A 20,138-nucleotide genomic window follows, 5' to 3' on the forward strand; every position below is an offset into this window, starting at 1 on the left:
CAGGAAGAGCTTGTCTGAAGTGGTAGTGTCCACTTTATTCAACAGGGGTCATTAACAATAAGCTAGTAGAAAGTGCAGTATCACCATTTGAACAAAGCAATGTTAAGACCACTTATCGAAACAACGCTGGTACGTTATCACTTTTACATAGACTGTTTCAGAAAGTTCAGAAAGGCGAGCTGACGGCAGAACAAGCAATGATAGAAGCAGAACGTATTCTTGGGAGTGAGGCGGACTCTTCTCCAGAGTTCATGAAAACACTAAATGAAGCACTTAAAAATTCACCTAAGTATCCAAAACAGGAGCCTCTGTTTAAAGTTGAAGAAAACGAATTAAATGGCAGCAACGATGATAGAAAGAAGAACGACCCTACACGCGCACCTAATCCTAAGCAAGATATTCCAACTAATCAATTTCGCGTTGAAATCTGGCGAGATTCAAAACGGGATAAGAAGAACATAAAAATCAGTAAGCTATGAATCGATTCTGTCACTTTGACGCCCTTGCATAGACACTAGACGAGGCGAGCTAAAACACGCCCCGCCTTTGTGATATGCTAAACCAACGCTAACTCCACCAAATTATCACTAAACGTAGTCGAATGCCCCATATCCCCAAACTCCGCTGAACTAATACAATTCACCGTACCATTATTCAACTGGCGCCAATAGCCAAGCGTTGCCACAATAATCCCCGCATTCACATCATCTGAAATTTTAGCCAAACCCTCAAACGCACCTCGGTCATTAAACACCTTCACCACATCACCTGCTTTAATATTACGTGCTGTGGCATCAAGCTGATTAATCATCACGAACTGCTCGCCCTGCCCTTTAATTTTCTCCGCCACATTGGCATAGCATGAGTTTAAAAAGCCATGGCTTTTGGGCGAAATAATATTCAAAGGATATTTAGCCGCCAATGCTGGGTTGCTGGCTGGCGTTTCGCGCGAGGCCACATAATCAGGTAGTGGGTCTATATCCTCGCCTGGTTGAAAGCCTTCGTACATTTGGCGGAAAGGTCCTGCCACAAAGTTTTTAGCGCCTTCTGCCATAAAGTGACACTTACCCGTTGGCGTAGGGAACTCACCTTTGGCATGTCGAGCGCGGGTATCTTTATCGCCAAAGGCTTTTAATCGTGCGAAGCCGTGTTGACGTAGATAATCCAAATCAATACCTTCGCAGGTGGGTGATGCCCAGTCTACGTAGTTTTCTAGGCATTCGGTGTCGTTCCATTTGAAGTTATCATCTTCGTAACCCATACGTTTAGCAAGCTGCCTGAAGATTTCATTATTAGGCAGCGCCTCGCCCGGCGGGTCTATACATTTCTCATTGTAAGTTAAGTATAGATGCCCCCATGACAGCACCATATCCTCCATCTCCGCACCCATGGCGGCTGGCAGCACAATATCGGCATAGGCTGCGGTGTCAGACATAAAATGCTCGGCGACCACGGTGAATAAATCTTCACGTTCTAAACCTTTAATGATTTTATCGGTTTCGGGTGCTTGGGTAATGGGGTTGGTGTTCCACACCATCATTGATTTAATCGGCGTATCAAGCTTGGTTTCACCAGTGAGTACGCGGCCTAACTGTAAATTATTCACCACTGGCGTGCCTTCTGGGATTAAATCTGGGCGGGAGATTACATCAAACTTATAGGGATGTTCCCATACTGGAAACTGTAAAGCGCCACCGCCTACGTAACGCCATGCGCCTATCAGCGCAGGTAAGCATGTGACCGCCCGAATGGCTTGACTGCCGCCGTAACTTCTTTCAAGTGCTACGCCCAAACGAATTGCCGCTGGTGGCGTGGTAGCGTATTCACGTGCAAATTTACGAATGTCATCAGCAGAAATACCTGTAATTTCTGCCGCCCACTCTGGCGTTCTTGTTTTAGCGCGTTCGGCTAACTCTTTGTAACCAACTGTGTAGTTATCCACGTAGTCTTGATCAACCAAGCCTTCTGCAATAATCACATTCATCATCGCCATGGCGAGTGCGCCATCTGTGCCTGGTTTTGGCGCAATATGCCAATCAGCTTCTTTTGCAGTTTTAGAGGCATAAGAATCAATCACCACGACTTTGGCACCACGTTTCTGTGCTTCGTGAATGATATGCCAGTGATGTAAGTTAGTACTTACTGAGTTACATGCCCAAATAACAATGTATTTAGAATGGCTAAAACTTTCAGGGTCAACGCCAGCAGTTGGACCAACGGTTAATAACCATGCAGTACAGGAACCCTCGCCACAAAAAGTGCGTTCGCACACAGTTGCACCCATGCGGTTAAAAAAAGCATCGCCTCCATTGAGACCATGTACCAAGCCTTGATTGCCCAGATAGCTGTTGGGCATAATGGCATGCGGACCATCGCTGGCGATAATAGCTTTCCATTTACTGGTGATTTCAGTCAGCGCTTCATCCCACGTAATGCGCTTGAACTGTTTGCTACCTTTAGCGCCAGTGCGCTTGAGTGGATATAGAAGTCTATCAGGATGATAATGACGCTTTTCGTAATCTTTGAGTTTGACGCATAAGCCGCCGCGTGTCATGGGGTGGTCTTTATTGCCAGTGACTGAAATAAGCTTATTATCTTTCACGGTATACACCATGCTACACGTATCTGGGCAATCATGCGGACAGCCACCGTGAAACGTTTTGATGCTTTGATCTCCATCCATGCTAGTCTTCTCCACCAAATAATATTGAGTTGTAAACTGCTTTTTTAGTTAATATATACTCATCAGTATAGCAATGCAATATGTGCCTTTTTCGCTCAGATTTGTGCATACAACTCAAAAGTAGATTTGTAAATTAATCGTGGCAGTTGGTGTAGAATCTACTAAAATTTTAATAACTAGCGTTTGTAAATCAACCCTTTAATATAGGAAAAGCTATGTTTATATATCGCCACAAACTGCCTACTCGCATCATGCATTGGATTAATGTGACCTGCTTTATTGTGTTGTTTATGACAGGGCTTAATATATTTAACGCGCACTCGGCGCTCAATATCGGCAAATCTTCTTATAACGGTCTAGCACCAGTCTTTGAAATAAAATCACGACAAAATAGCAAAGGTGAGCTAATCGGTGTGACAAATATTTTGGGCTACGAATTTAATACAACAGGCGTCCTTGGCGCCTCAACAGGGCCAAACGGCAACATGATTAAGCGCGGATTTCCCTCTTGGCTGACCATTCCTGGTCCAAAATGGCTAGCGATGGCGAGACATTGGCACTTTTTCTTTGCTTGGTTGTTCGTGATTAATGGCGCTAGCTATTTAACGCACTCCTTCTTAAGTAAGCACGTTCAACGCGACTTACTGGTCAACAAGAAAGACCGCGCTTCTTTTTGGCAATCTGTTAAAGATCATGCCAGATTTAAACACCCAACAGGCGAGGATGCGATTCCCTATAACGTACTACAAAAAATAGCGTACTTGAGTGTGATTTTTATTTTGCTGCCACTCATCATTTTAATGGGCATGGCAATGTCACCTTTTTTAAACTCACTCATCCCTGGTTGGGTTGACTTATTTGGTGGCCGACAAACAGCGCGCACCATTCATTTTATTGTCGCGTGGTTGTTGGTTGGCTTTGTGTTTATTCATGTGTTTGAAGTGATTATCACAGGGCTTTGGAACAATATTCGCTCGATGATTACTGGTCAATATTACATCGACACCTCTCATAAAAAGGGTCAATAATCATGCACCAATATGACAGAAGGCGCTTCTTTAAACGTATGATGTTAGGCGCAAGTGCAGTAGTACTTGCCGGCTGCGATAAACTTTCAAACTCGCAAACATTTACTGGATTACTCAAAACTGGCGAAAGCTTTAGCAAAAATGCACGAGGACTGTTGAATAATCCTAAATCAATGGCGCAAGAATTTAGCGAGGCTGATTTATCTCCTAGCTTTAGAAGCAATGGTACGTCTATGCCCAACAGCGCAGAATATATTGCATTGGAGAAAAATAACTTCGTAGACTGGTCTTTAGAGGTGAATGGTTTAGTGGAAAAGCCGCTTAAGTTAACACTGGCCGACATTCAAGCATTACCAAGCCGCACACAAATTACTAGACATGATTGTGTAGAGGGCTGGAGCGCCATTGGCAAATGGACAGGTACGCCTTTGCATGAAATTTTAGACTTGGCTAAGCCATTAACCAAGGCGCAATATGTTGTGTTTTATTGTGCTGACCCAATGAATGATGATGGCACAGATAAATATTATGAAAGCATTGATATGGTCGATGCTTTGCATGCGCAAACCATACTTGCCTACAAACTCAATGGTGAAACTTTACCCGTTAAAAATGGCGCCCCTATTCGCTTACGCGTTGAACGCCAGCTTGGCTATAAGCAAGCTAAGTACATTATGCGCATTGAGCTCGTTGAAAAGCTTGATCATATCGCGCAAGGAAAAGGCGGCTATTGGGAAGACTCCGCTGGCTATGAGTGGTATGCAGGCATCTAAATCAACTTAAATATTATGCAAAAGAAAAAAAATAACTCATTACAACTATTAGGCGGTTTAGCCCCAGAGACATTTCTAGCAGACTATTGGCAAAAAAAACCTTTGTTAATTAAAAATGCTATCTCTGATTTTGCAGGCTTATTGACTCCCGATGAACTCGCAGGCTTAGCTTGCGAAGATGCGGTGCAGTCTCGCATTGTTAAATATAAAAAAGGTCAATGGTATGCAGACCAGGGGCCTTTTGATGAAGATGATTTTGCAAACTTACCTGAGAAGCCAACGGTAGATAATAATTGGACCTTACTCGTACAAAGTGTGAACCATCACTTACCTGAGGGCGCTGCATTACTACAGCAATTCGACTTTATTCCACACGCTAGGCTTGATGACTTAATGGTGAGCTACGCCCCCAATGGCGGTGGCGTAGGCCCGCATTTTGATAGTTATGATGTATTTCTATTGCAAGGACAAGGCAAGCGCTTATGGCGCATTAGCGAGCAAACGGATTTAAGCTTAGTTGACGGCGCACCGCTACGTATTTTGCAGCATTTTGACACCTCGCAAGAGTGGTTGCTAGAAGCGGGTGATATGCTCTATTTGCCACCTCATCTTGCACATTGGGGCATTGCGGTGTCGGATGGAGATGATGACTGCATGACATATTCAATTGGCTTTAGGGCGCCTAAAAACCAAGAGCTTGCCACGGAGTTTTTAGGATTTATGCAGGATCAGCTGAATCAAGACAAACTTGTACTGAACGGAATATATCAAGATGCCGATTTGCAATTACAAGACCATGCTGCCGAAATCGGCAAAGAAATGATTGCCAAAGTCAGTGCGAATTTACAAAAAATTAAATGGTCAAACGAAGCAATTGCCGAGTTTCTAGGGACCTATCTTTCTGAACCTAAAGCTGATGTGGTGTTTGAGCCCAACAAAAAAATGGCTATGCGTAACTTTACTGAGAAACTAGCAAAAATCGGCATCGCGCTAGATTTAAAAAGCCAAATGCTATTTTCCACAGATAACTTTTACCTCAATGGCGAAGTCACCACGTGGGTTGGCGAGCCTGCAAATATTCTTACTAAGCTTGCAGACCAACGTTATATTGAGGCTCGCAACATTCAAGATGCACCATTATTGCAGCAGCTTTATGATTGGTATATTGCTGGTTACCTGAGTTTTGATTCTTGATAAGACATTCAAAATAATTCAGTCAAATTTAGAGATTTAAACCTATGACGACTAACGAGATTAATAGTGAGCTAATTCCAGATCAGATTATGGTCGGCGAGCATCTCTACGCCGAGGCCATTAATCTTATTTTAACCAGTGCTGAGCGCGAATTATTGATTTTTGACCAAGATCTAAGTCATGGTGATTTTGCCAGTAAGCAAAGATATGAGCTGTTTCAACAGTTCTTAAATAAAAGTCCAAGTAATCAATTAACGATAGTTTTACAAGATAGTGGATTTTTTCAAGGCAAATGCCCACGCCTGTTAGATTTACTCACCATTTACGGACACAAAATGACCGTGTACGAAACCAATCAATCGGCAAAACATGCAAAAGACTGTTTCATATTGGCAGATGACAGACATTACGTTAAACGTATACACATCGACCAAGCGCGCTTTAGGTATGGCTTGGATGACCTTGCAACCGCAGGCTTACTCAATACTAGATTCAAAGAATTGCTTGAAGCGACACAAGATGTTGTGACTATTTCAAGGCTAGGTTTATGAAGCTAAACGACTTTACAACAGTTAGATGGACGCGATTATTTGCCTTTGCAGGCTATTTACTAACGCTCTCAGTCTTTTCACCCAATGCGTTAGCGGCCACTGAGTTTAAGATTATTGACTTACAACATCATTTTGCTGAAGATATTCTGCCTATCATTCAGCCTTTAGTTGGCAGCGACGGGACTGCAACTGGCATGCAAAACCACTTAATCATTCGGGCTAGCCCAGAAAAAATGATCGAAATAGAGCAAATCATTTCGACATTAGATGTTGAACGTCAAAACCTGAAAATTACCGTCAGCCATCAAAATAACTCACAAACTAACGATGATAACCTTGTAGTAAGTGGTCGAAAACGCATAGGCAACGTCACAATAGGGACAAATAAATATCCAAGAAGTGCGGCTGATGGCGTACAGCTTGATATTGAAAGCAATCAAAGTAGCGTACGCAGCAATGGTAACCAATTCATTAATGTGATGGATGGTGAGCGCGCGTTTATTCGCGTTGGGCAATCTGTACCCTATACCCAAGAATGGGTCACACTGACGCGTCGCTATGCCAGCATTCAGCACACTACCGAGTTTGTGGATATTAGCACTGGATTCTCCGTGCGACCTCGCAGCATTGGCAATCAAATCGAACTAGAAATCACACCAAGAATTGCGCAGCTAAAGCAAAATAGAGTCATAGACTTTGAAGAGCTCAGTACGATTGTTAGAGTGAATCGTGGTGAATGGCTTGATTTAGGTGGAACCATGCAGCAAAAAGATGAGGTCAGCCGCACCATTTTAAGTAAGCAAAATGGCCAACAGTCTCAAGGCAATGGACTGTCTATTCGCGTGGAATAGGATGAAATTGATACAGAATTGTTAATTGTTGTGAAAATAATACATTTTGTTGGAAATTTTGTCACTTTCTTCTTGAAAGACACTAGTTTTTTAAAAAAAAACTGGTAAAATTTGCGTCACTCGGTATAGCTAATTAGGTAAAACTTTTAAGCGGTTATCGAAAAAGTTTTTTTAACTAGTTATAAACCTTAAGGAATAAAAAAATGACACGTTCTATTTTACTTGCTGCATTATTAGCTCTTGCTTTAACTGCTTGTGGTGAAAAAGCTGCTGAAGCTCCAGCTGCTGAAGCTGCTCCTGCTGCTGAAATGGCTCCTGCTGCTGAAGCTGCTCCTGCTGCTGAAGCTGCTCCTGCTGCTGAAGCTGCACCTGCTGCTGAAGCTGCACCTGCTGCTGAAATGGCTCCTGCTGCTGAAGCTGCTCCTGCTGAAGCTGCTAAGTAATTAGCCTTTAGTCAGAAGTGACAAAAGCCGACTTTTAGTCGGCTTTTTTACGTCTATTGCTTTTAAACACATGAGAGTAAGTCTAAGTAATCACTCGCCAATCAAAGCCTTCTAGCTGATCAGCAATTCCAATCCAATCGTCTTGGCAACTTAGTACCTTTGCTAAGCTAGCCTTAGCAAGCGCTGGTGTATTGTTTTTTGCACTTAGGTGCGCAGCCAAAATATGTTGCAACTGACTGTTATCTAACTTAGATAATAAATTTGCCGAATCTTGATTCTCAAGATGCCCTAAATCACCACCGACGCGCTTTTTAAGCGCCCAACTATACGGCCCAGCTTGCAACATACTGGCGTCATGATTACATTCCAACACCAATGCCTTACAACCACTTAACGTTTCAGCAATATGCGGTGTTGTGCGTCCAACATCCGTGAGCACACCCAACTTGTGGTTACCATCCGAAAAAACACATTGCATCGGCTCGCGCGCATCATGCGGCACGGGATATGGCTGAACATGAATATCACCTACAGAAAACTCACTATGGCTATCCACAACATTTAATTGAAGATCATGCTGTGTGGGAATATATCTGCTAGACATTTTGAATGTGCCATAGGTGAGCCACACGGGGATTTTGTACTTAGCGGCAAATTTAAACGCACCGCCAGCATGGTCATCATGCTCATGCGTAATGACGATGCCAGCCAATTCATCTGGCTGTAGATTTAAGCGTGCCATTCTAGCGAGCGTTTCTTTAATACTAAACCCACAATCCAGCATGAGTCTAGTTTGATTAACTTCTACGACTAGCGCATTGCCAGCACTGCCGCTACCCAGCGAAGCAAAGCGCATCGTATACTTGTCAGGTCTTTACCTAGGTCAATTCCCAGGTAACCTTATTTTAGCTGCTCGTACATGAGTGCGATGATACGATTAGCTGTAGTCGTTTTAACACGGCCACCATCTTTATCAACCACGGTCACTGCCGTCCCACCTGCATTACCTTCAGCAACTTTGATGCGATATTGTTTTTCTGGATTAGTTTTTTGCTTATCGTCACTACCCCAGAATTTTAGTTTTTCAACCATGCTTTTTTCTTCTTTGGCCTCTTTATTAGCGCCAGAAGCCTCTTTTTTGTCATCATTACCCCAGAACTTCAGGGTTTCGAATAAGCCTTTCTTTTTCTGTGGCGTATCGTCAATATCCACATCGGCATAGCGCACAAAGAACAAACCATTCGAACGGTCTTTATCTTCAATCACAAAGCCAACTCTGTCTAAAGCTAAGCCCACTCGGCGCCATGCGCGGTCAAAAGCATCATTTAACATTAATGTTGCGCTACCATCTGGCTCCTTCACAACATCAGCACGTTTTGGCGTGGTCGCTTGCGCCAAAATGGTTTTAGATTTTTGCTCTTCAACACCAAGTTTTACCATTAAGCGTCGTAATAACTCTGCGTCTAGCTCAGCATCTCTGGCGTCTGCAGTAGGTGCAGACTTTGCATCGGCTTTATAGCCAGTATCAATTTCACCTAGTTGCGTTTGCACACGATTTTTACCATCATCTGGCGCACCGCTCACTGAGCGATGTGTCATGTAGATTTCAGTCGTATTTGCTTCGTCACCACGATCTAAACGCGTACGGAATTTTTTCTTATCCGCAAAACCAGATAGTTTATCTAGCCATTTATCAAACTTCTCGCCAACATTGCCTGAGTCATCTTTTTTAATAGCTTCAGCATCGATCCATTCGGTTTCCATTACACCGATTTGCGCATCCTCTGAACGCACAGCAAAACCTTGGTCTGTCCAGAATTCGCGTATCACTGGCCATATTTTTTCAGCTGGAGCATTAACCACCAACCAGCGCTGCGCACCAGCTCTTTCTAATCTAACGCCGTCAGGATTCGTCAGTACCTTTTCAACACCAGCGTCTTGGCTATCTTGCGCTTGGCTATAAGTTGAATAACTAGTATTGCCAGGAATAGAGTATGCATCGCTCACTGGACTAGCAGTTAAATCTGGCGGCACTTCTAATGGTTTAGATCTACTAGCGCCTTTATAGTCTGACTCGTTATTAATGAACGGAATAGAGTCACAGCCAGCTAAAGTGGCAGTGAGCAGCATGTAAATGACGGTGCGCTGGATATGCATTTGTTTCATTCAGACCTCTTTAGAAAACGATTTTGCTTTATATAAAAAATATTGCTTATAAAATATCGGCTGGTTTGCAGGCATCGCGTAATACATCATGATATTGCGCAGACAAATGCACCATAGGCAAACGAATACCCATTTTAATTAAGCCCATCTGCGCTAACACCCATTTAACGGGCATTGGGTTAGCTTCAACAAATAGTTTTTGATGTAACTGAAACAACTTAGCATTAATTTCACGTGCTTTAATCGCATCACCCGCAACGGCTGCAACGCACATTTCGTGCATTAATTTTGGCGCTACGTTACCAGTCACAGTAATCACGCCTTTACCACCAAGCAGCATTAAAGACATTGCGGTCGCATCATCGCCACTTAATACAGCAAAGTCTTTTGGCGCACGTAAAATCAAATCTGTTCCACGCTCAATGCCGCCAGTAGCATCTTTAATACCGATGATATTTTTATGGGCAGCTAAACGTAGCGTAGTATCATTGGTCAGGTCACAACCCGTGCGACCTGGTACGTTATACAAAATTTGTGGAATATCTACAGCATTGGCAATGGCCATAAAATGCTGATACAAACCTTCTTGTGTAGGCTTATTGTAATAAGGTGCGACTAGTAAACAAGCATCTACACCAAGGTCCTTGGCTTTCTGCGTGAGTTCAATGGCCTCTTTTGTTGAATTTGCGCCAGTTCCCGCAATGACTGGCACTCGACCATTCACTTGGCTCACTGCCGTTTTTATCAACAAACAATGTTCATCAAAATCGACAGTAGGTGACTCACCTGTCGTGCCTACGATGACAATACCATCGGACCCTTGATCAATATGATAATCAATCAGCGTATTCAATGAGGGTATATCTAAACGCCCATCGTCAAACATTGGCGTAACGATAGCAACTAGACTACCTTGAGCGACAGAACTACCTTGCAGCATAGCAAACCTAAACTATTTGTAATTCAGCATTTTAACTTAAAAATTCAGTAAATAAACAGCTTCTATGTGCAAACTTATTTGCCTGCTAATTTGCTGATTGCTAATGAATATTCAATATCGTTATATCTGTATAATTATAGATACTTTGTTAAGTGCAAAACTTAGCGCTAGATTAGGCGTCACAATGCTATCAGCACTATTTTTGAATAGTCTTTTAGGATTCGCGACCAAGCATAAACGCGGTATAATTCGCACTGAATTTTTACATACATTTACTTAATCAGTATTGCCCAGAAGCGCATATGACTATTGATTTCCACCATTACATTATGATTTTAATTGGCACAGTGCTTGTAAACAACATTGTGCTGGTCAAAATCTTAGGGCTTTGCCCGTTTATGGGCGTTTCTAAGAAACTAGAAGCGTCCATTGGCATGGCGGGTGCGACCGCATTCGTATTGAGTATAGGCTCAATGACAAGCTGGGGCGTTAATCAGTATCTGCTTGAGCCGAATAACTTGCAGTACCTGCGCACGCTTTCGTTCATTGTCATTATTGCCAGCGTAGTGCAATTGACAGAAATGATTATGGAAAAGAATTTCCCTCCGCTTTATCAAGGCTTAGGCATATTTTTACCTTTAATTACCACCAACTGCGCGGTGCTTGGCATTCCACTACTGAATGCTCAAGCCAGCCATAGCTTTCTCGAGTCTTTACTGTTTGGCATGGGTGGCGCAATTGGATTTTCACTTGTACTTATATTATTCGCCTCCATGCGTGAAAGACTAGAAGCGGCTGATGTACCAGTGGTTCTTCGAGGTTCCGCAATTGCCATGGTGACTGCTGCGCTGATGAGTTTAGCTTTTATGGGTTTTGCTGGCCTAGATAAATATTAGACCAAGCATTAAGCTAAATATCAGGTTAAATATTAAGTATTCAAGAACATCTACATGCTAATTTCACTTTACATTATGCTTGGCCTTGCTTTGGTGCTAGGCACTTTATTAGGCATAGCCGCTTTACTCTTCAAGGTAGAGGGCGACCCGTTAGTAGCGCGTATCGACGCAATTTTGCCACAAACTCAATGCGGACAGTGCGGCTACCCTGGTTGCAAACCTTATGCAACAGCCATTGCCGCTGGCGAGGCGGACATTAACCAATGCCCACCTGGGGGTGATGCTGGTGCACACGCATTAGCCGATTTAATGGGTGTGGAATATAAGCCTATCAATGCAGCTAATGGCGTAGAAAAACCCAAAGCAGTGGCTTTTATTGACGAGGCCACCTGTATTGGCTGCACTTTATGCATACAAGCTTGTCCAGTAGACGCGATTTTAGGTGCAGCTAAACACATGCACACTATCATTAGCTCTGAGTGTACGGGTTGCGAGCTGTGTTTAGCGCCCTGTCCCGTAGACTGCATTACCATGGTACCAGTCGCGGAGAATCCAGATAATTGGAAATGGAAATATCCTGTAATACCCATTACAGCTGTGCCTTTTGAGGTTACGAATGCTAGCTAATAATAAAAGTTAAACTTTAGACAAAATAAATAAAACCAAAAAATAAATCCAAGATAAATAAAACTTAAGCATGAATGCAATTATCAACTTTGCTAGCAATTTAATTCACGGCGTCTCTAGTAATAAAGATGTCTTTAAATTCAATGGTGGCGTACATCCGCATGATCACAAGGCGGAGTCAACCACGCTGCCTATCGCCCAGCTTGCTATGCCAGAAAAACTCATATTGCCATTGCGCCAACATGTTGGTCACATTCCTAAAATTTTAGTTCAAGTGGGCGACTTTGTACTAAAAGGTCAAATGCTTGCAGAGCCTGAGGGCGCATTGTCTGCCGCAATCCATGCGCCAACTTCTGGCACGATTACCGCCATTAGCGAGCAAGTTATTCCTCATCCATCTGGTCTGCCAGATATGTGCATCATGCTAGCACCAGATGGCAAAGATACTTGGGCGCAATTACAACCATTAGACTGGCGAAATACCGATAAAAAAGTGCTAGTAGATAGCCTACGTTCATCAGGCATTGTGGGCTTGGGTGGAGCAACGTTCCCTACACACATTAAATTGCGCACAAACGGCAAGTCTAACGTACATACCTTAGTGATCAATGCAGCCGAGTGCGAGCCTTATATCACTTGCGATGACATGCTGATGCGCGAACGTGCAGAGCAAATTATCAAAGGCATAGAAATCGTACAATCTTTGCTAGGAGCAGAAAAATGTATGATTGGCATTGAGGATAATAAACCTCAAGCCGCCAGTGCAATGTCAGTTGCTTGCGCCAATAAAGCGATGCAAGTAAAAGTCGTCCCTACACTTTATCCGAGTGGTGATGCGCGGCGCTTGATTCATCTGCTACTTGATGTTGAAATTCCTAATGACAAACGCTCGACTGACGTTGGCATACAAGTATTTAACATTGCCACTTTGCTGGCGGTTTATCGTTATTTTGAATTCGGCGAACCTTCCATCAACCGCATAGTGACGATGACTGGCAATGTTGTTAAGCCGCAAAATTTTGAAGTGTTGTTTGGCACGCCCCTGCAATCGTTAATAGCCGCAGCTGGCGGTGCCAAAGTTGATACCACACATTACATCATGGGCGGCCCAATGATGGGCTTTGATTTACCTAACGAGCAAGTGCCGATTACAAAAGCGGCAAACTGTATTATTGCTGCAGCACCCAATTTATTTGCAGCGCCGCCACCTGCCATGCCCTGCATACGTTGTGCGCGTTGCGCGGACGCTTGCCCAGTTAACTTACAACCGCAAGAGTTGTATTGGTTTTCAAAGGCAGATAATTTTGAAAAAGCGCGCGACTATAATTTATTTGATTGCATAGAGTGTGGTTGCTGCACTTATGTATGCCCAAGTGATATTCCATTAGTGCAATATTATCGCTATGCAAAAAGTGAAATTATCGCCTTGGATAAAGCCAAAGAAGCCGCTGACTTAGCACGCGAGCGCAATGATTTTAGATTAGCGCGAATTGAACGTGAAAAACTAGAACGCGCGCAAAAACATGCTGAGCGTGCGCAAGCTGGCAAGGCAGAAGCTAAATCGACTGAAACCTCATCAGCAGAAACTACGAAAGAGAAACCTTCAGAAAATCAGGAAGCTATGCCCAATACTGAAGCGAATACCACTGCAGCCACTGACAAACAAGCCGCCATTGCTGCAGCGATTGCTCGTGCTAAAGCGCAGAAATTAGCCTCGGCGAATGCAGCAGAATCGCCAAAAGAAAATGTTGCAGCTACTGAAACCACTAAAACGCCAGAGGCAGAAGCCGCAGAACTGAAAGCCAAACAGGACAAACAAGCACTTATCGCCGCCGCGATTGAACGCGCAAAAGCGCAAAAGTTAGCCGCGGCACAAGCAGGCGTAGCACCTAAAAATGTTGAAAACGTAAGTGCGGCTGTTCAGGCCGAAATTAATCAAACTGAGGCAATACGCGAAAAAGTAAACTTGGCTACAGAAACTAAAAAGCCGGAATAACAAAAAGCCAGAATGAATAGGAAAATCATTTGAACCGCTCACCGTACATCACCGACGCACCATCCGTCAGCATTATTATGCTCAAAGTGCTGCTGGCGTTGGTGCCGGGCATTATCGCTTACACATGGATTTATGGCGGCGGCATTTTAGTGTCTCTTACCATCGCGACTACAACGGCTTTAGTGGCAGAAGCCATGTTACTTAAAATCCGCCAGCGTCCAATTAAGCCTTATTTAATGGACATGAGTGCCGTAGTAACTGCATGGTTACTAGCTTTGGCATTGCCACCATTAGCGCCTTGGTGGTTAGTCGTTGTAGGGACATTTTTTGCCATTGTCATTGCTAAACAACTATACGGTGGCTTAGGTTATAACCCGTTTAACCCTGCAATGGTCGGCTATGCGGTATTGTTGATTTCTTTTCCATTGATAATGACTAAGTGGCCAGCACCCTTATTATTGGCTGATCACCCGTTAAGTTTTATGGAACAATTAAACTTTATTTTTAGCCATGTGCTGCCAAATGATATTAAAGTAGATGCGATTACTTCCGCTACACCACTCGACTACCTAAAAACACAATTGATGCTTAAACATGAAGTGGCCAGCATTACAGAGGCGCCTATATTTGGACAGTTTGGCGCAAAAGGTGGCGAAGTCGTGACTGGCGCCTACTTACTTGGTGGTTTGTACTTAATCCAACAGCGCATTATTAGCTGGCATTTACCAACCGCATTTCTAGCAGCTTTAGCGACAATCTCACTTGTGTTTTATGCCATCAGCCCTGCTCATTACGCTAACCCGCTATTTCACTTAATGAGCGGCGCATCAATGTTGTGTGCATTTTTTATTATTACCGATCCAGTCAGTGGGCCAACCACACCCCGCGGCAAACTTTACTTTGCGGCAGGTGTTGGCATACTCACTTATTTAATACGTGTATATGGTGGCTACCCAGATGGCGTGGCATTTGCGGTGTTATTAATGAATATGTGTGTGCCATTGATTGATGCTCATACACAACCTCGCGTCTTTGGTCATAAAAAATAGTCTGGGCATAAAACAGTATGCAAGAAACCATATTTAAACATGCAGTAAAAACGGCCATCACGCTGGTAGCCTTTGCTTTTGTTGGTACGGCAATGCTTGCTTACGTATTCGACATTACGCGTGCGCCTATCGAAGCTAGCGAAAAAGAAGCGCGCTTGGCACTGTTCAAACAAATATTGCCTGAAAGCACCTACGATAACGATTTGTTAAAAGATAGTGTTGAAATTGCACCGAATGAACAACTGGGCAATCACCAACCCACAGTTGCCAACATCGCAAAACTCAACAACAAAACTGCGGGTGTAATACTAGAAGCCATTGCACATGATGGTTACAGCGGCGACATTAAATTACTGATTGCGATTCGTGCAGATGGCTCAATCAGTGGCGTCCGCGTACTCACGCATAAAGAAACCCCTGGACTAGGCGATTATATTGATATTGCACGTGGTAACTGGATAAAACTATTCAATGATGAATCTGTCAATAAAACACCAACTGAGCAATGGCATGTAAAAAAAGATGGTGGTAAATTTGATTATATGGTCGGCGCAACCATCACACCGCGCGCAGTTGTGAAAGCTGTTTATAAAGCGTTGCAATTTTATGATGTGAATAAAACAACACTTTTTGCAGTTGCTGCAATTGAGTCAAAAAATCAATAGGAATTAGCCATGAGCAACCTTTATAAAGAAATTAGCATCAATGGTCTGTGGAAACAAAATCCTGGCGTAGTTCAGTTGCTGGGCTTGTGCCCAACCTTAGCCGTAACTACTAGCGCAGTGAATGGATTAAGTTTAGGCTTTGCCACCGCATTAGTCATGGCCGCTGCCAACGGCTCTGTTTCACCAGTGCGTAGATTTGTACCTAACGAAATCCGCGTGCCTGTTTTTATTTTGGTCATTGCGGCACTCGTAACAGTGATTGACTTATCGATCAACGGCTTCGCTCACTCATTGCACAAAGTATTAGGCATCTTTATTCCACTCATTGTGGTGAACTGTATTGTACTGGCACGTGTAGAGTCATTTGCCGCGAAGAATGCACCTGTACCATCGATGTTGGATGGTTTTATGATGGGCTTGGGCTTAACGTTGGTGCTAGGTTTGCTAGGTGCTATGCGTGAGCTTATAGGTAAAGGCACGGTATTATCAGGCTTAGATTTAGTATTTAGCAACATGCCTAAACAGCTTTACATCATTCCTGACTATCATGGCTTCTTATTAGCCGTATTACCACCTGGCGCATTTTTAGGTTTAGGTACACTCATCGCGGTGCGTAATTGGATAGAAATTAGAAAAACCGCTAAAATTAATACGCCTGCGCCTAATCTCAAACCAGCACTTAGTCATTAATATTCATGAATGAGCAAAAACGCTTTGAAATCTTTAAGCGCTTAAGCGTAGCTATCCCGAATCCATCGACAGAGCTCAAGCATAGCAGTACGTTTGAGCTATTAATTGCGGTGATTTTATCCGCTCAGGCGACTGATAAGGGTGTGAACCTTGCCACCGATAAACTATTTGCTATCGCCAATACACCAGAAAGCATTCTGGCCTTAGGTGTAGATGGTTTAGAGTTTTACATTAAAACGATAGGCTTATATCACGCAAAGGCAAAGAACGTGCTTGCCACCTGCCAAATGCTGATTACACAGCATGATTCGCAAGTACCTAATAATCGAAAAAGCTTAGAGGCTTTACCTGGTGTTGGTCGCAAAACTGCCAACGTGATTTTAAACACTGCGTTTGGTGAACCCACGATTGCAGTAGATACGCATTTATTCAGACTAGGCAATCGCATTAAACTGGCAACAGGCAAAACTGTTTTAGAAGTTGAAATGAAGTATCTAAAAACGATACCCAAAGAATTTATGCAAGATGCGCATCATTTACTCATCTTGCATGGGCGTTATGTTTGCACCGCGCGTAAACCAAAATGTGCCGAATGTTGTATTCAAGACTTATGCGAGTACGGCGCAAAAGAATACGCTACTTATCCAACTTCAAGTCAGTCATGAAAGTCGCGACCGCCCTAGTACTCGGCAATAAAGCCAGCCCTGCCTTGGTGGCTGAAGCCGTATCTATCGCCATGTTAAAGGCGGACATTACCGTTGCATCAAGTGTGTTACTACTCCTTACCTCCGAATTTGCAGATGACCCGCAACCCGCGATTACTGCCGCAGCAAAAGCCGCAAACTGCACACAAGTGTTTGGCTGCTCAGCGACGGGTATATTTACAGAGGAAGACTGGGTTTTAGATTCTCCCGCTGCCGCTGTGATGGTGTTTGAGGGCGATGTGAGTATACAAACTGCAAAGCATCATCAGCCTGAACAAGTGCTACTCACCATTAGCGCCCCCAATGCGATTAATAGTACTTGGCTGAATGACGGCAATGCTCGTTACGGTGGTATATCTGGTGATGTTGTGGGCCAAGGACCCTTCTCGGTCTGGCAAAATGCTAAAGGTGGAAATAAAGGAAAAGTAGATGCATACATTTCTGGCGTGAAGTTGGCAACCAAAGCGTCCCATGGCTTTAAAATGCTCACCAAACCCAAACAAATTCAACAAACCAATGACTTTGACATTACGCAATTAGACAATAAACCACCGTTAACTACCTTACAAAAGGCTTGGAAGACGCATGGCAAGATTAATGCCCCAGCCCCGCTACACTTAATGATGGCCATCTATTCCGATAGTGCGGAAGCGATTAACCAGGGCGAATTTAATCAAACCAACTTAATCAGTATTGATGAAAATACCGGCAGCATTACCTTAGCGCAGCCACTTAGAGTGGGACAGTTTTTAAGTTGGGGCTTACGCGACCAAGTTGTTGCTGAAGCAGATTTGGTATTAACAACGCAACAATTAACTGATGAGCTAGGCGCGACGCCAGCATTTGGGCTATTGTTCTCTTGTTTAGGTCGCGGACCCTTTTATGACGGCATTGATCATGATTTAAAAGTCATTGCCCAACAACTACCCAATATGCCATTGTTAGGGTTTTATGGAAACGGTGAGATTTCGAATATTGCAGGTAAAAACCAGCTGCTGCCTTACTCGGCTGTACTCAGTTTATTTGCAGAAGACAGTGACTTAATTTAAGAGTCTATCCATTTAAAATACAATCTATTTAAAAACAGCCTATTTCAAAGTCCTATTTATAATTTTATGAGTTTATACAATCCTACTCGCGATCAAGCCCGTCAATTTTTGTTTGATGCTTGGTCTAAATTCAAACAGCAATTAAGTCTGACTGATTTAGAGAAAATAGCGGTAGAAGTCATACAAATGCATCCTGAATATCATGTGATATTGGATTCGCCAGAGCGTTTTATGCACCAACAGTATTTTCCTGAAATGGGCGAAACTAATCCATTCCTGCATATCACCCTGCATTTATCAGTGATAGAGCAAATCAGCATTAACCAGCCAATTGGCATCGCGCAGATTTATGATAAATTACGCCTGCAGCACAACGATACGCATCTTGCGTATCACGATTTAATCGATTGCCTAGCAGAAACCATCTGGCAATCGCAGCGTAATAGTCAAGCTTTAGATTCTGAACATTATTTGAACTTACTAAAACAAAGGTCAGGACTAATGACATGATTGAAAATCGAATGAATAAAAATGTCAATGACTGGCTAAATGACCATGGCGACTATCTATATCGCTTTGCCTTAGCAAGGCTACGTGATCCTCATCAGGCTGAAGACGCTGTACAGGAAACCATGCTGGCCGCGATTAAGAGTGATAGCTTTGAAGGCAACTCTTCTGCCAGAACTTGGTTAACTGGCATACTCAAACACAAAATTATCGATTTGCAACGTAAAAAAATTCGTGAACAACCGCTTTCTGATCTAATAGATTTAGATGCATCAGACAGCAGTATGGATGACTTTTTTGATAAGAGCGGTCATTGGCTGGATAAACCACAAACACTGGACATGCCAGAAAACGCACTTGAACAAAAACAATTTCTTAGTATTCTAAGTGGCTGTATGGACAAGCTGCCAGCTAAATTAGCGGCTATTTTCATGATGCGGGATGTCCATGAAGTTGATAATGAAAATATTTGTAAGGAACTTGATATTACCGCGACCAATGCTTGGGTGATGTTGTATAGAGCTCGAATGGGATTAAGAAAATGTCTGGAAATAAACTGGATTACAGGTTAGTAATATGGAAACTCATAAAATGAAATTAATGCTTACGTGTAAACAAGCCAGCCAGATTATCTCGCAGTCATTAGATAATCCTTTGTCACGGTCTGACCGCATGAAATTAAAGTTTCATTTGTTTATTTGTAATGCTTGCACACGTTTCAATCAGCAATTACATTTAATTAAAACTGTAGTTCAGCGCATGAAACATGACACTGAAAATGACGACACTATACAACTTACTGTAGACGCGAAAGCCAGAATTAGTCAGGCAATTGATTCTAATCATCATTAAACGCATATTTTAAGTTTTATCATTTAATTTTTTAAAGGATTTATCATGAACAACACGCAAAAAACTATCGCTCTTGCTCTTAGCGGCGCATTCGCTTTATCAATCGCAACGACTTCAATGGCTGCAGCGCAAAATCCATTTGCGGCAAAATCATTATCATCTGGCTATCAAGTGGCTGATGCCGATACCAAAATGAAAGATGGCAAATGCAGCACTGGCAAATGTGGTGCAAACAAAAAAGCTGCGATGAAAAAAGCAGAAGCTGAAAAAACAAAAGAAGGCTCATGCAGCGCTGAGAAGATGAAGGACGGTTCTTGTAGTGCAGAAATGAAAGCTTCTGCAGAAAAAGCGCATGAAGGCTCTTGCAGTGCCGAAAAAATGAAAGATGGTAATTGCAGTGCTGAGATGAAAAACAAAGCAAAATAATATTGATGTGTTATCTGATGAAACATCACTGTTTTAGCCGTTAATATG

23 protein-coding genes are annotated in these 20,138 nt (G+C 43.0%); 19 read left to right on the forward strand and 4 right to left on the reverse strand.

The annotated features are described in order from the left end of the window. Positions 1-251 precede the first annotated feature (251 nt). On the forward strand, positions 252-479 hold the full coding sequence (locus PSU78_RS08310) for a hypothetical protein (protein ID WP_300386949.1): 228 nt from the start codon (positions 252-254) through the stop codon (positions 477-479). Between the two features lie 77 nt (positions 480-556). On the opposite strand, the gene PSU78_RS08315 is transcribed toward PSU78_RS08310, so the two are convergent. Continuing rightward, entirely contained in the window at positions 557-2,683 is a 2,127-nt protein-coding gene (locus tag PSU78_RS08315) for a molybdopterin oxidoreductase family protein (RefSeq protein WP_300386950.1), read from the reverse strand. Between the two features lie 215 nt (positions 2,684-2,898). Between PSU78_RS08315 and PSU78_RS08320 the strand changes: the two genes are divergently transcribed. The 6 genes from PSU78_RS08320 (at position 2,899) to PSU78_RS08345 (ending at position 7,523) form a co-directional block, all read left to right on the forward strand. Then, positions 2,899-3,711 (forward strand): cytochrome b/b6 domain-containing protein, encoded by an 813-nt coding sequence (locus PSU78_RS08320; RefSeq protein ID WP_300386952.1) that lies wholly within the window; start codon positions 2,899-2,901, stop codon positions 3,709-3,711. 2 nt (positions 3,712-3,713) lie between these two features. Continuing rightward, complete coding sequence (locus tag PSU78_RS08325) at positions 3,714-4,484, forward strand: molybdopterin-binding protein (RefSeq protein ID WP_300386954.1); 771 nt, start codon at positions 3,714-3,716, stop codon at positions 4,482-4,484. A gap of 15 nt (positions 4,485-4,499) precedes the next feature. Continuing rightward, the gene (locus tag PSU78_RS08330) at positions 4,500-5,678 is read left to right on the forward strand and encodes a cupin domain-containing protein (protein WP_300386956.1); all 1,179 of its coding nucleotides are present in this window, start codon (positions 4,500-4,502) and stop codon (positions 5,676-5,678) included. 44 nt (positions 5,679-5,722) lie between these two features. After that, a complete protein-coding gene (locus tag PSU78_RS08335) occupies positions 5,723-6,229 on the forward strand; it encodes a hypothetical protein (protein ID WP_300386958.1) in 507 nt (168 codons plus the stop codon). After that, positions 6,226-7,080: a secretin N-terminal domain-containing protein gene (locus PSU78_RS08340; RefSeq protein ID WP_300386960.1), complete on the forward strand. Its 855-nt coding sequence runs from the start codon at positions 6,226-6,228 to the stop codon at positions 7,078-7,080. Before PSU78_RS08335 ends, PSU78_RS08340 begins: the two co-directional genes overlap by 4 nt. 203 nt (positions 7,081-7,283) lie before the next feature. Next, complete coding sequence (locus tag PSU78_RS08345) at positions 7,284-7,523, forward strand: hypothetical protein (RefSeq protein ID WP_300386962.1); 240 nt, start codon at positions 7,284-7,286, stop codon at positions 7,521-7,523. A gap of 82 nt (positions 7,524-7,605) precedes the next feature. Here PSU78_RS08345 and PSU78_RS08350 read toward each other — a convergent pair whose 3' ends face one another. Genes PSU78_RS08350 through dapA form a run of 3 tightly spaced genes read right to left on the reverse strand, consistent with a single transcriptional unit; the run spans position 7,606 to position 10,629 of the window. After that, complete coding sequence (locus tag PSU78_RS08350) at positions 7,606-8,379, reverse strand: MBL fold metallo-hydrolase (RefSeq protein WP_300386964.1); 774 nt, start codon at positions 8,377-8,379, stop codon at positions 7,606-7,608. A 44-nt stretch (positions 8,380-8,423) separates the two neighbouring features. Beyond that, a complete protein-coding gene (gene bamC / locus PSU78_RS08355; protein ID WP_300386966.1) occupies positions 8,424-9,689 on the reverse strand; it encodes an outer membrane protein assembly factor BamC in 1,266 nt (421 codons plus the stop codon). 46 nt (positions 9,690-9,735) lie between these two features. Further along, positions 9,736-10,629, reverse strand: coding sequence for a 4-hydroxy-tetrahydrodipicolinate synthase (gene dapA, locus PSU78_RS08360; RefSeq protein ID WP_300386968.1), 894 nt, complete (start codon positions 10,627-10,629; stop codon positions 9,736-9,738). A gap of 302 nt (positions 10,630-10,931) precedes the next feature. Between dapA and rsxA the strand changes: the two genes are divergently transcribed. The 12 genes from rsxA to PSU78_RS08420 all read left to right on the forward strand — a co-directional run bounded on the left by rsxA (position 10,932) and on the right by PSU78_RS08420 (position 20,090). Beyond that, on the forward strand, positions 10,932-11,525 hold the full coding sequence (gene rsxA / locus PSU78_RS08365) for an electron transport complex subunit RsxA (RefSeq protein WP_013149044.1): 594 nt from the start codon (positions 10,932-10,934) through the stop codon (positions 11,523-11,525). A 54-nt stretch (positions 11,526-11,579) separates the two neighbouring features. Next, positions 11,580-12,152: an electron transport complex subunit RsxB gene (gene rsxB, locus PSU78_RS08370; protein WP_300386971.1), complete on the forward strand. Its 573-nt coding sequence runs from the start codon at positions 11,580-11,582 to the stop codon at positions 12,150-12,152. 70 nt (positions 12,153-12,222) lie between these two features. Next, positions 12,223-14,148 carry an electron transport complex subunit RsxC gene (rsxC, locus tag PSU78_RS08375; protein WP_300386973.1) on the forward strand — a complete coding sequence of 642 codons (1,926 nt, stop codon included), beginning with the start codon at positions 12,223-12,225 and terminating at the stop codon, positions 14,146-14,148. Positions 14,149-14,177: 29 nt separating this feature from the next. Next, the gene (gene rsxD / locus PSU78_RS08380) at positions 14,178-15,197 is read left to right on the forward strand and encodes an electron transport complex subunit RsxD (RefSeq protein WP_300386975.1); all 1,020 of its coding nucleotides are present in this window, start codon (positions 14,178-14,180) and stop codon (positions 15,195-15,197) included. Positions 15,198-15,214: 17 nt separating this feature from the next. Continuing rightward, complete coding sequence (rsxG, locus tag PSU78_RS08385) at positions 15,215-15,862, forward strand: electron transport complex subunit RsxG (RefSeq protein ID WP_300386977.1); 648 nt, start codon at positions 15,215-15,217, stop codon at positions 15,860-15,862. Positions 15,863-15,871: 9 nt separating this feature from the next. Further along, complete coding sequence (locus PSU78_RS08390) at positions 15,872-16,552, forward strand: electron transport complex subunit E (protein WP_300386978.1); 681 nt, start codon at positions 15,872-15,874, stop codon at positions 16,550-16,552. A 5-nt stretch (positions 16,553-16,557) separates the two neighbouring features. Continuing rightward, the gene (gene nth / locus PSU78_RS08395) at positions 16,558-17,217 is read left to right on the forward strand and encodes an endonuclease III (protein WP_300386980.1); all 660 of its coding nucleotides are present in this window, start codon (positions 16,558-16,560) and stop codon (positions 17,215-17,217) included. Beyond that, positions 17,214-18,305: an FIST C-terminal domain-containing protein gene (locus tag PSU78_RS08400; protein WP_300386981.1), complete on the forward strand. Its 1,092-nt coding sequence runs from the start codon at positions 17,214-17,216 to the stop codon at positions 18,303-18,305. Before nth ends, PSU78_RS08400 begins: the two co-directional genes overlap by 4 nt. Before the next feature lie 66 nt (positions 18,306-18,371). Next, complete coding sequence (locus PSU78_RS08405) at positions 18,372-18,815, forward strand: DUF1841 family protein (RefSeq protein ID WP_300386983.1); 444 nt, start codon at positions 18,372-18,374, stop codon at positions 18,813-18,815. A gap of 11 nt (positions 18,816-18,826) precedes the next feature. Continuing rightward, complete coding sequence (locus PSU78_RS08410; protein ID WP_300387159.1) at positions 18,827-19,384, forward strand: sigma-70 family RNA polymerase sigma factor; 558 nt, start codon at positions 18,827-18,829, stop codon at positions 19,382-19,384. A gap of 19 nt (positions 19,385-19,403) precedes the next feature. After that, positions 19,404-19,664 (forward strand): zf-HC2 domain-containing protein, encoded by a 261-nt coding sequence (locus PSU78_RS08415; RefSeq protein WP_300386985.1) that lies wholly within the window; start codon positions 19,404-19,406, stop codon positions 19,662-19,664. A 45-nt stretch (positions 19,665-19,709) separates the two neighbouring features. After that, positions 19,710-20,090: a hypothetical protein gene (locus tag PSU78_RS08420; RefSeq protein WP_300386987.1), complete on the forward strand. Its 381-nt coding sequence runs from the start codon at positions 19,710-19,712 to the stop codon at positions 20,088-20,090. The last annotated feature ends 48 nt before the right edge of the window (positions 20,091-20,138 follow it).

The organism is Methylotenera sp., assembly GCF_029945705.1.
Classification (GTDB): Bacteria; Pseudomonadota; Gammaproteobacteria; order Burkholderiales; family Methylophilaceae; genus Methylotenera.

Bases quoted from the DNA above. Each gene is read 5' to 3' on its own strand.
- PSU78_RS08400 (WP_300386981.1), top strand. From the start codon at position 17,214: ATGAAAGTCGCGACCGCCCTAGTACTCGGCAATAAAGCCAGCCCTGCC.
- rsxB (WP_300386971.1), top strand. From the start codon at position 11,580: ATGCTAATTTCACTTTACATTATGCTTGGCCTTGCTTTGGTGCTAGGC.
- rsxC (WP_300386973.1), top strand. From the start codon at position 12,223: ATGAATGCAATTATCAACTTTGCTAGCAATTTAATTCACGGCGTCTCT.
- PSU78_RS08390 (WP_300386978.1), top strand. From the start codon at position 15,872: ATGAGCAACCTTTATAAAGAAATTAGCATCAATGGTCTGTGGAAACAA.
- PSU78_RS08330 (WP_300386956.1), top strand. From the start codon at position 4,500: ATGCAAAAGAAAAAAAATAACTCATTACAACTATTAGGCGGTTTAGCC.
- rsxA (WP_013149044.1), top strand. From the start codon at position 10,932: ATGACTATTGATTTCCACCATTACATTATGATTTTAATTGGCACAGTG.
- PSU78_RS08340 (WP_300386960.1), top strand. From the start codon at position 6,226: ATGAAGCTAAACGACTTTACAACAGTTAGATGGACGCGATTATTTGCC.
- bamC (WP_300386966.1), bottom strand. From the start codon at position 9,689: ATGAAACAAATGCATATCCAGCGCACCGTCATTTACATGCTGCTCACT.
- PSU78_RS08350 (WP_300386964.1), bottom strand. From the start codon at position 8,379: ATGCGCTTTGCTTCGCTGGGTAGCGGCAGTGCTGGCAATGCGCTAGTC.
- PSU78_RS08320 (WP_300386952.1), top strand. From the start codon at position 2,899: ATGTTTATATATCGCCACAAACTGCCTACTCGCATCATGCATTGGATT.
- PSU78_RS08310 (WP_300386949.1), top strand. From the start codon at position 252: ATGAAAACACTAAATGAAGCACTTAAAAATTCACCTAAGTATCCAAAA.
- PSU78_RS08325 (WP_300386954.1), top strand. From the start codon at position 3,714: ATGCACCAATATGACAGAAGGCGCTTCTTTAAACGTATGATGTTAGGC.
- PSU78_RS08345 (WP_300386962.1), top strand. From the start codon at position 7,284: ATGACACGTTCTATTTTACTTGCTGCATTATTAGCTCTTGCTTTAACT.
- PSU78_RS08335 (WP_300386958.1), top strand. From the start codon at position 5,723: ATGACGACTAACGAGATTAATAGTGAGCTAATTCCAGATCAGATTATG.
- PSU78_RS08420 (WP_300386987.1), top strand. From the start codon at position 19,710: ATGAACAACACGCAAAAAACTATCGCTCTTGCTCTTAGCGGCGCATTC.
- PSU78_RS08405 (WP_300386983.1), top strand. From the start codon at position 18,372: ATGAGTTTATACAATCCTACTCGCGATCAAGCCCGTCAATTTTTGTTT.
- PSU78_RS08315 (WP_300386950.1), bottom strand. From the start codon at position 2,683: ATGGATGGAGATCAAAGCATCAAAACGTTTCACGGTGGCTGTCCGCAT.
- nth (WP_300386980.1), top strand. From the start codon at position 16,558: ATGAATGAGCAAAAACGCTTTGAAATCTTTAAGCGCTTAAGCGTAGCT.
- PSU78_RS08415 (WP_300386985.1), top strand. From the start codon at position 19,404: ATGAAATTAATGCTTACGTGTAAACAAGCCAGCCAGATTATCTCGCAG.
- PSU78_RS08410 (WP_300387159.1), top strand. From the start codon at position 18,827: ATGAATAAAAATGTCAATGACTGGCTAAATGACCATGGCGACTATCTA.
- dapA (WP_300386968.1), bottom strand. From the start codon at position 10,629: ATGCTGCAAGGTAGTTCTGTCGCTCAAGGTAGTCTAGTTGCTATCGTT.
- rsxG (WP_300386977.1), top strand. From the start codon at position 15,215: ATGCAAGAAACCATATTTAAACATGCAGTAAAAACGGCCATCACGCTG.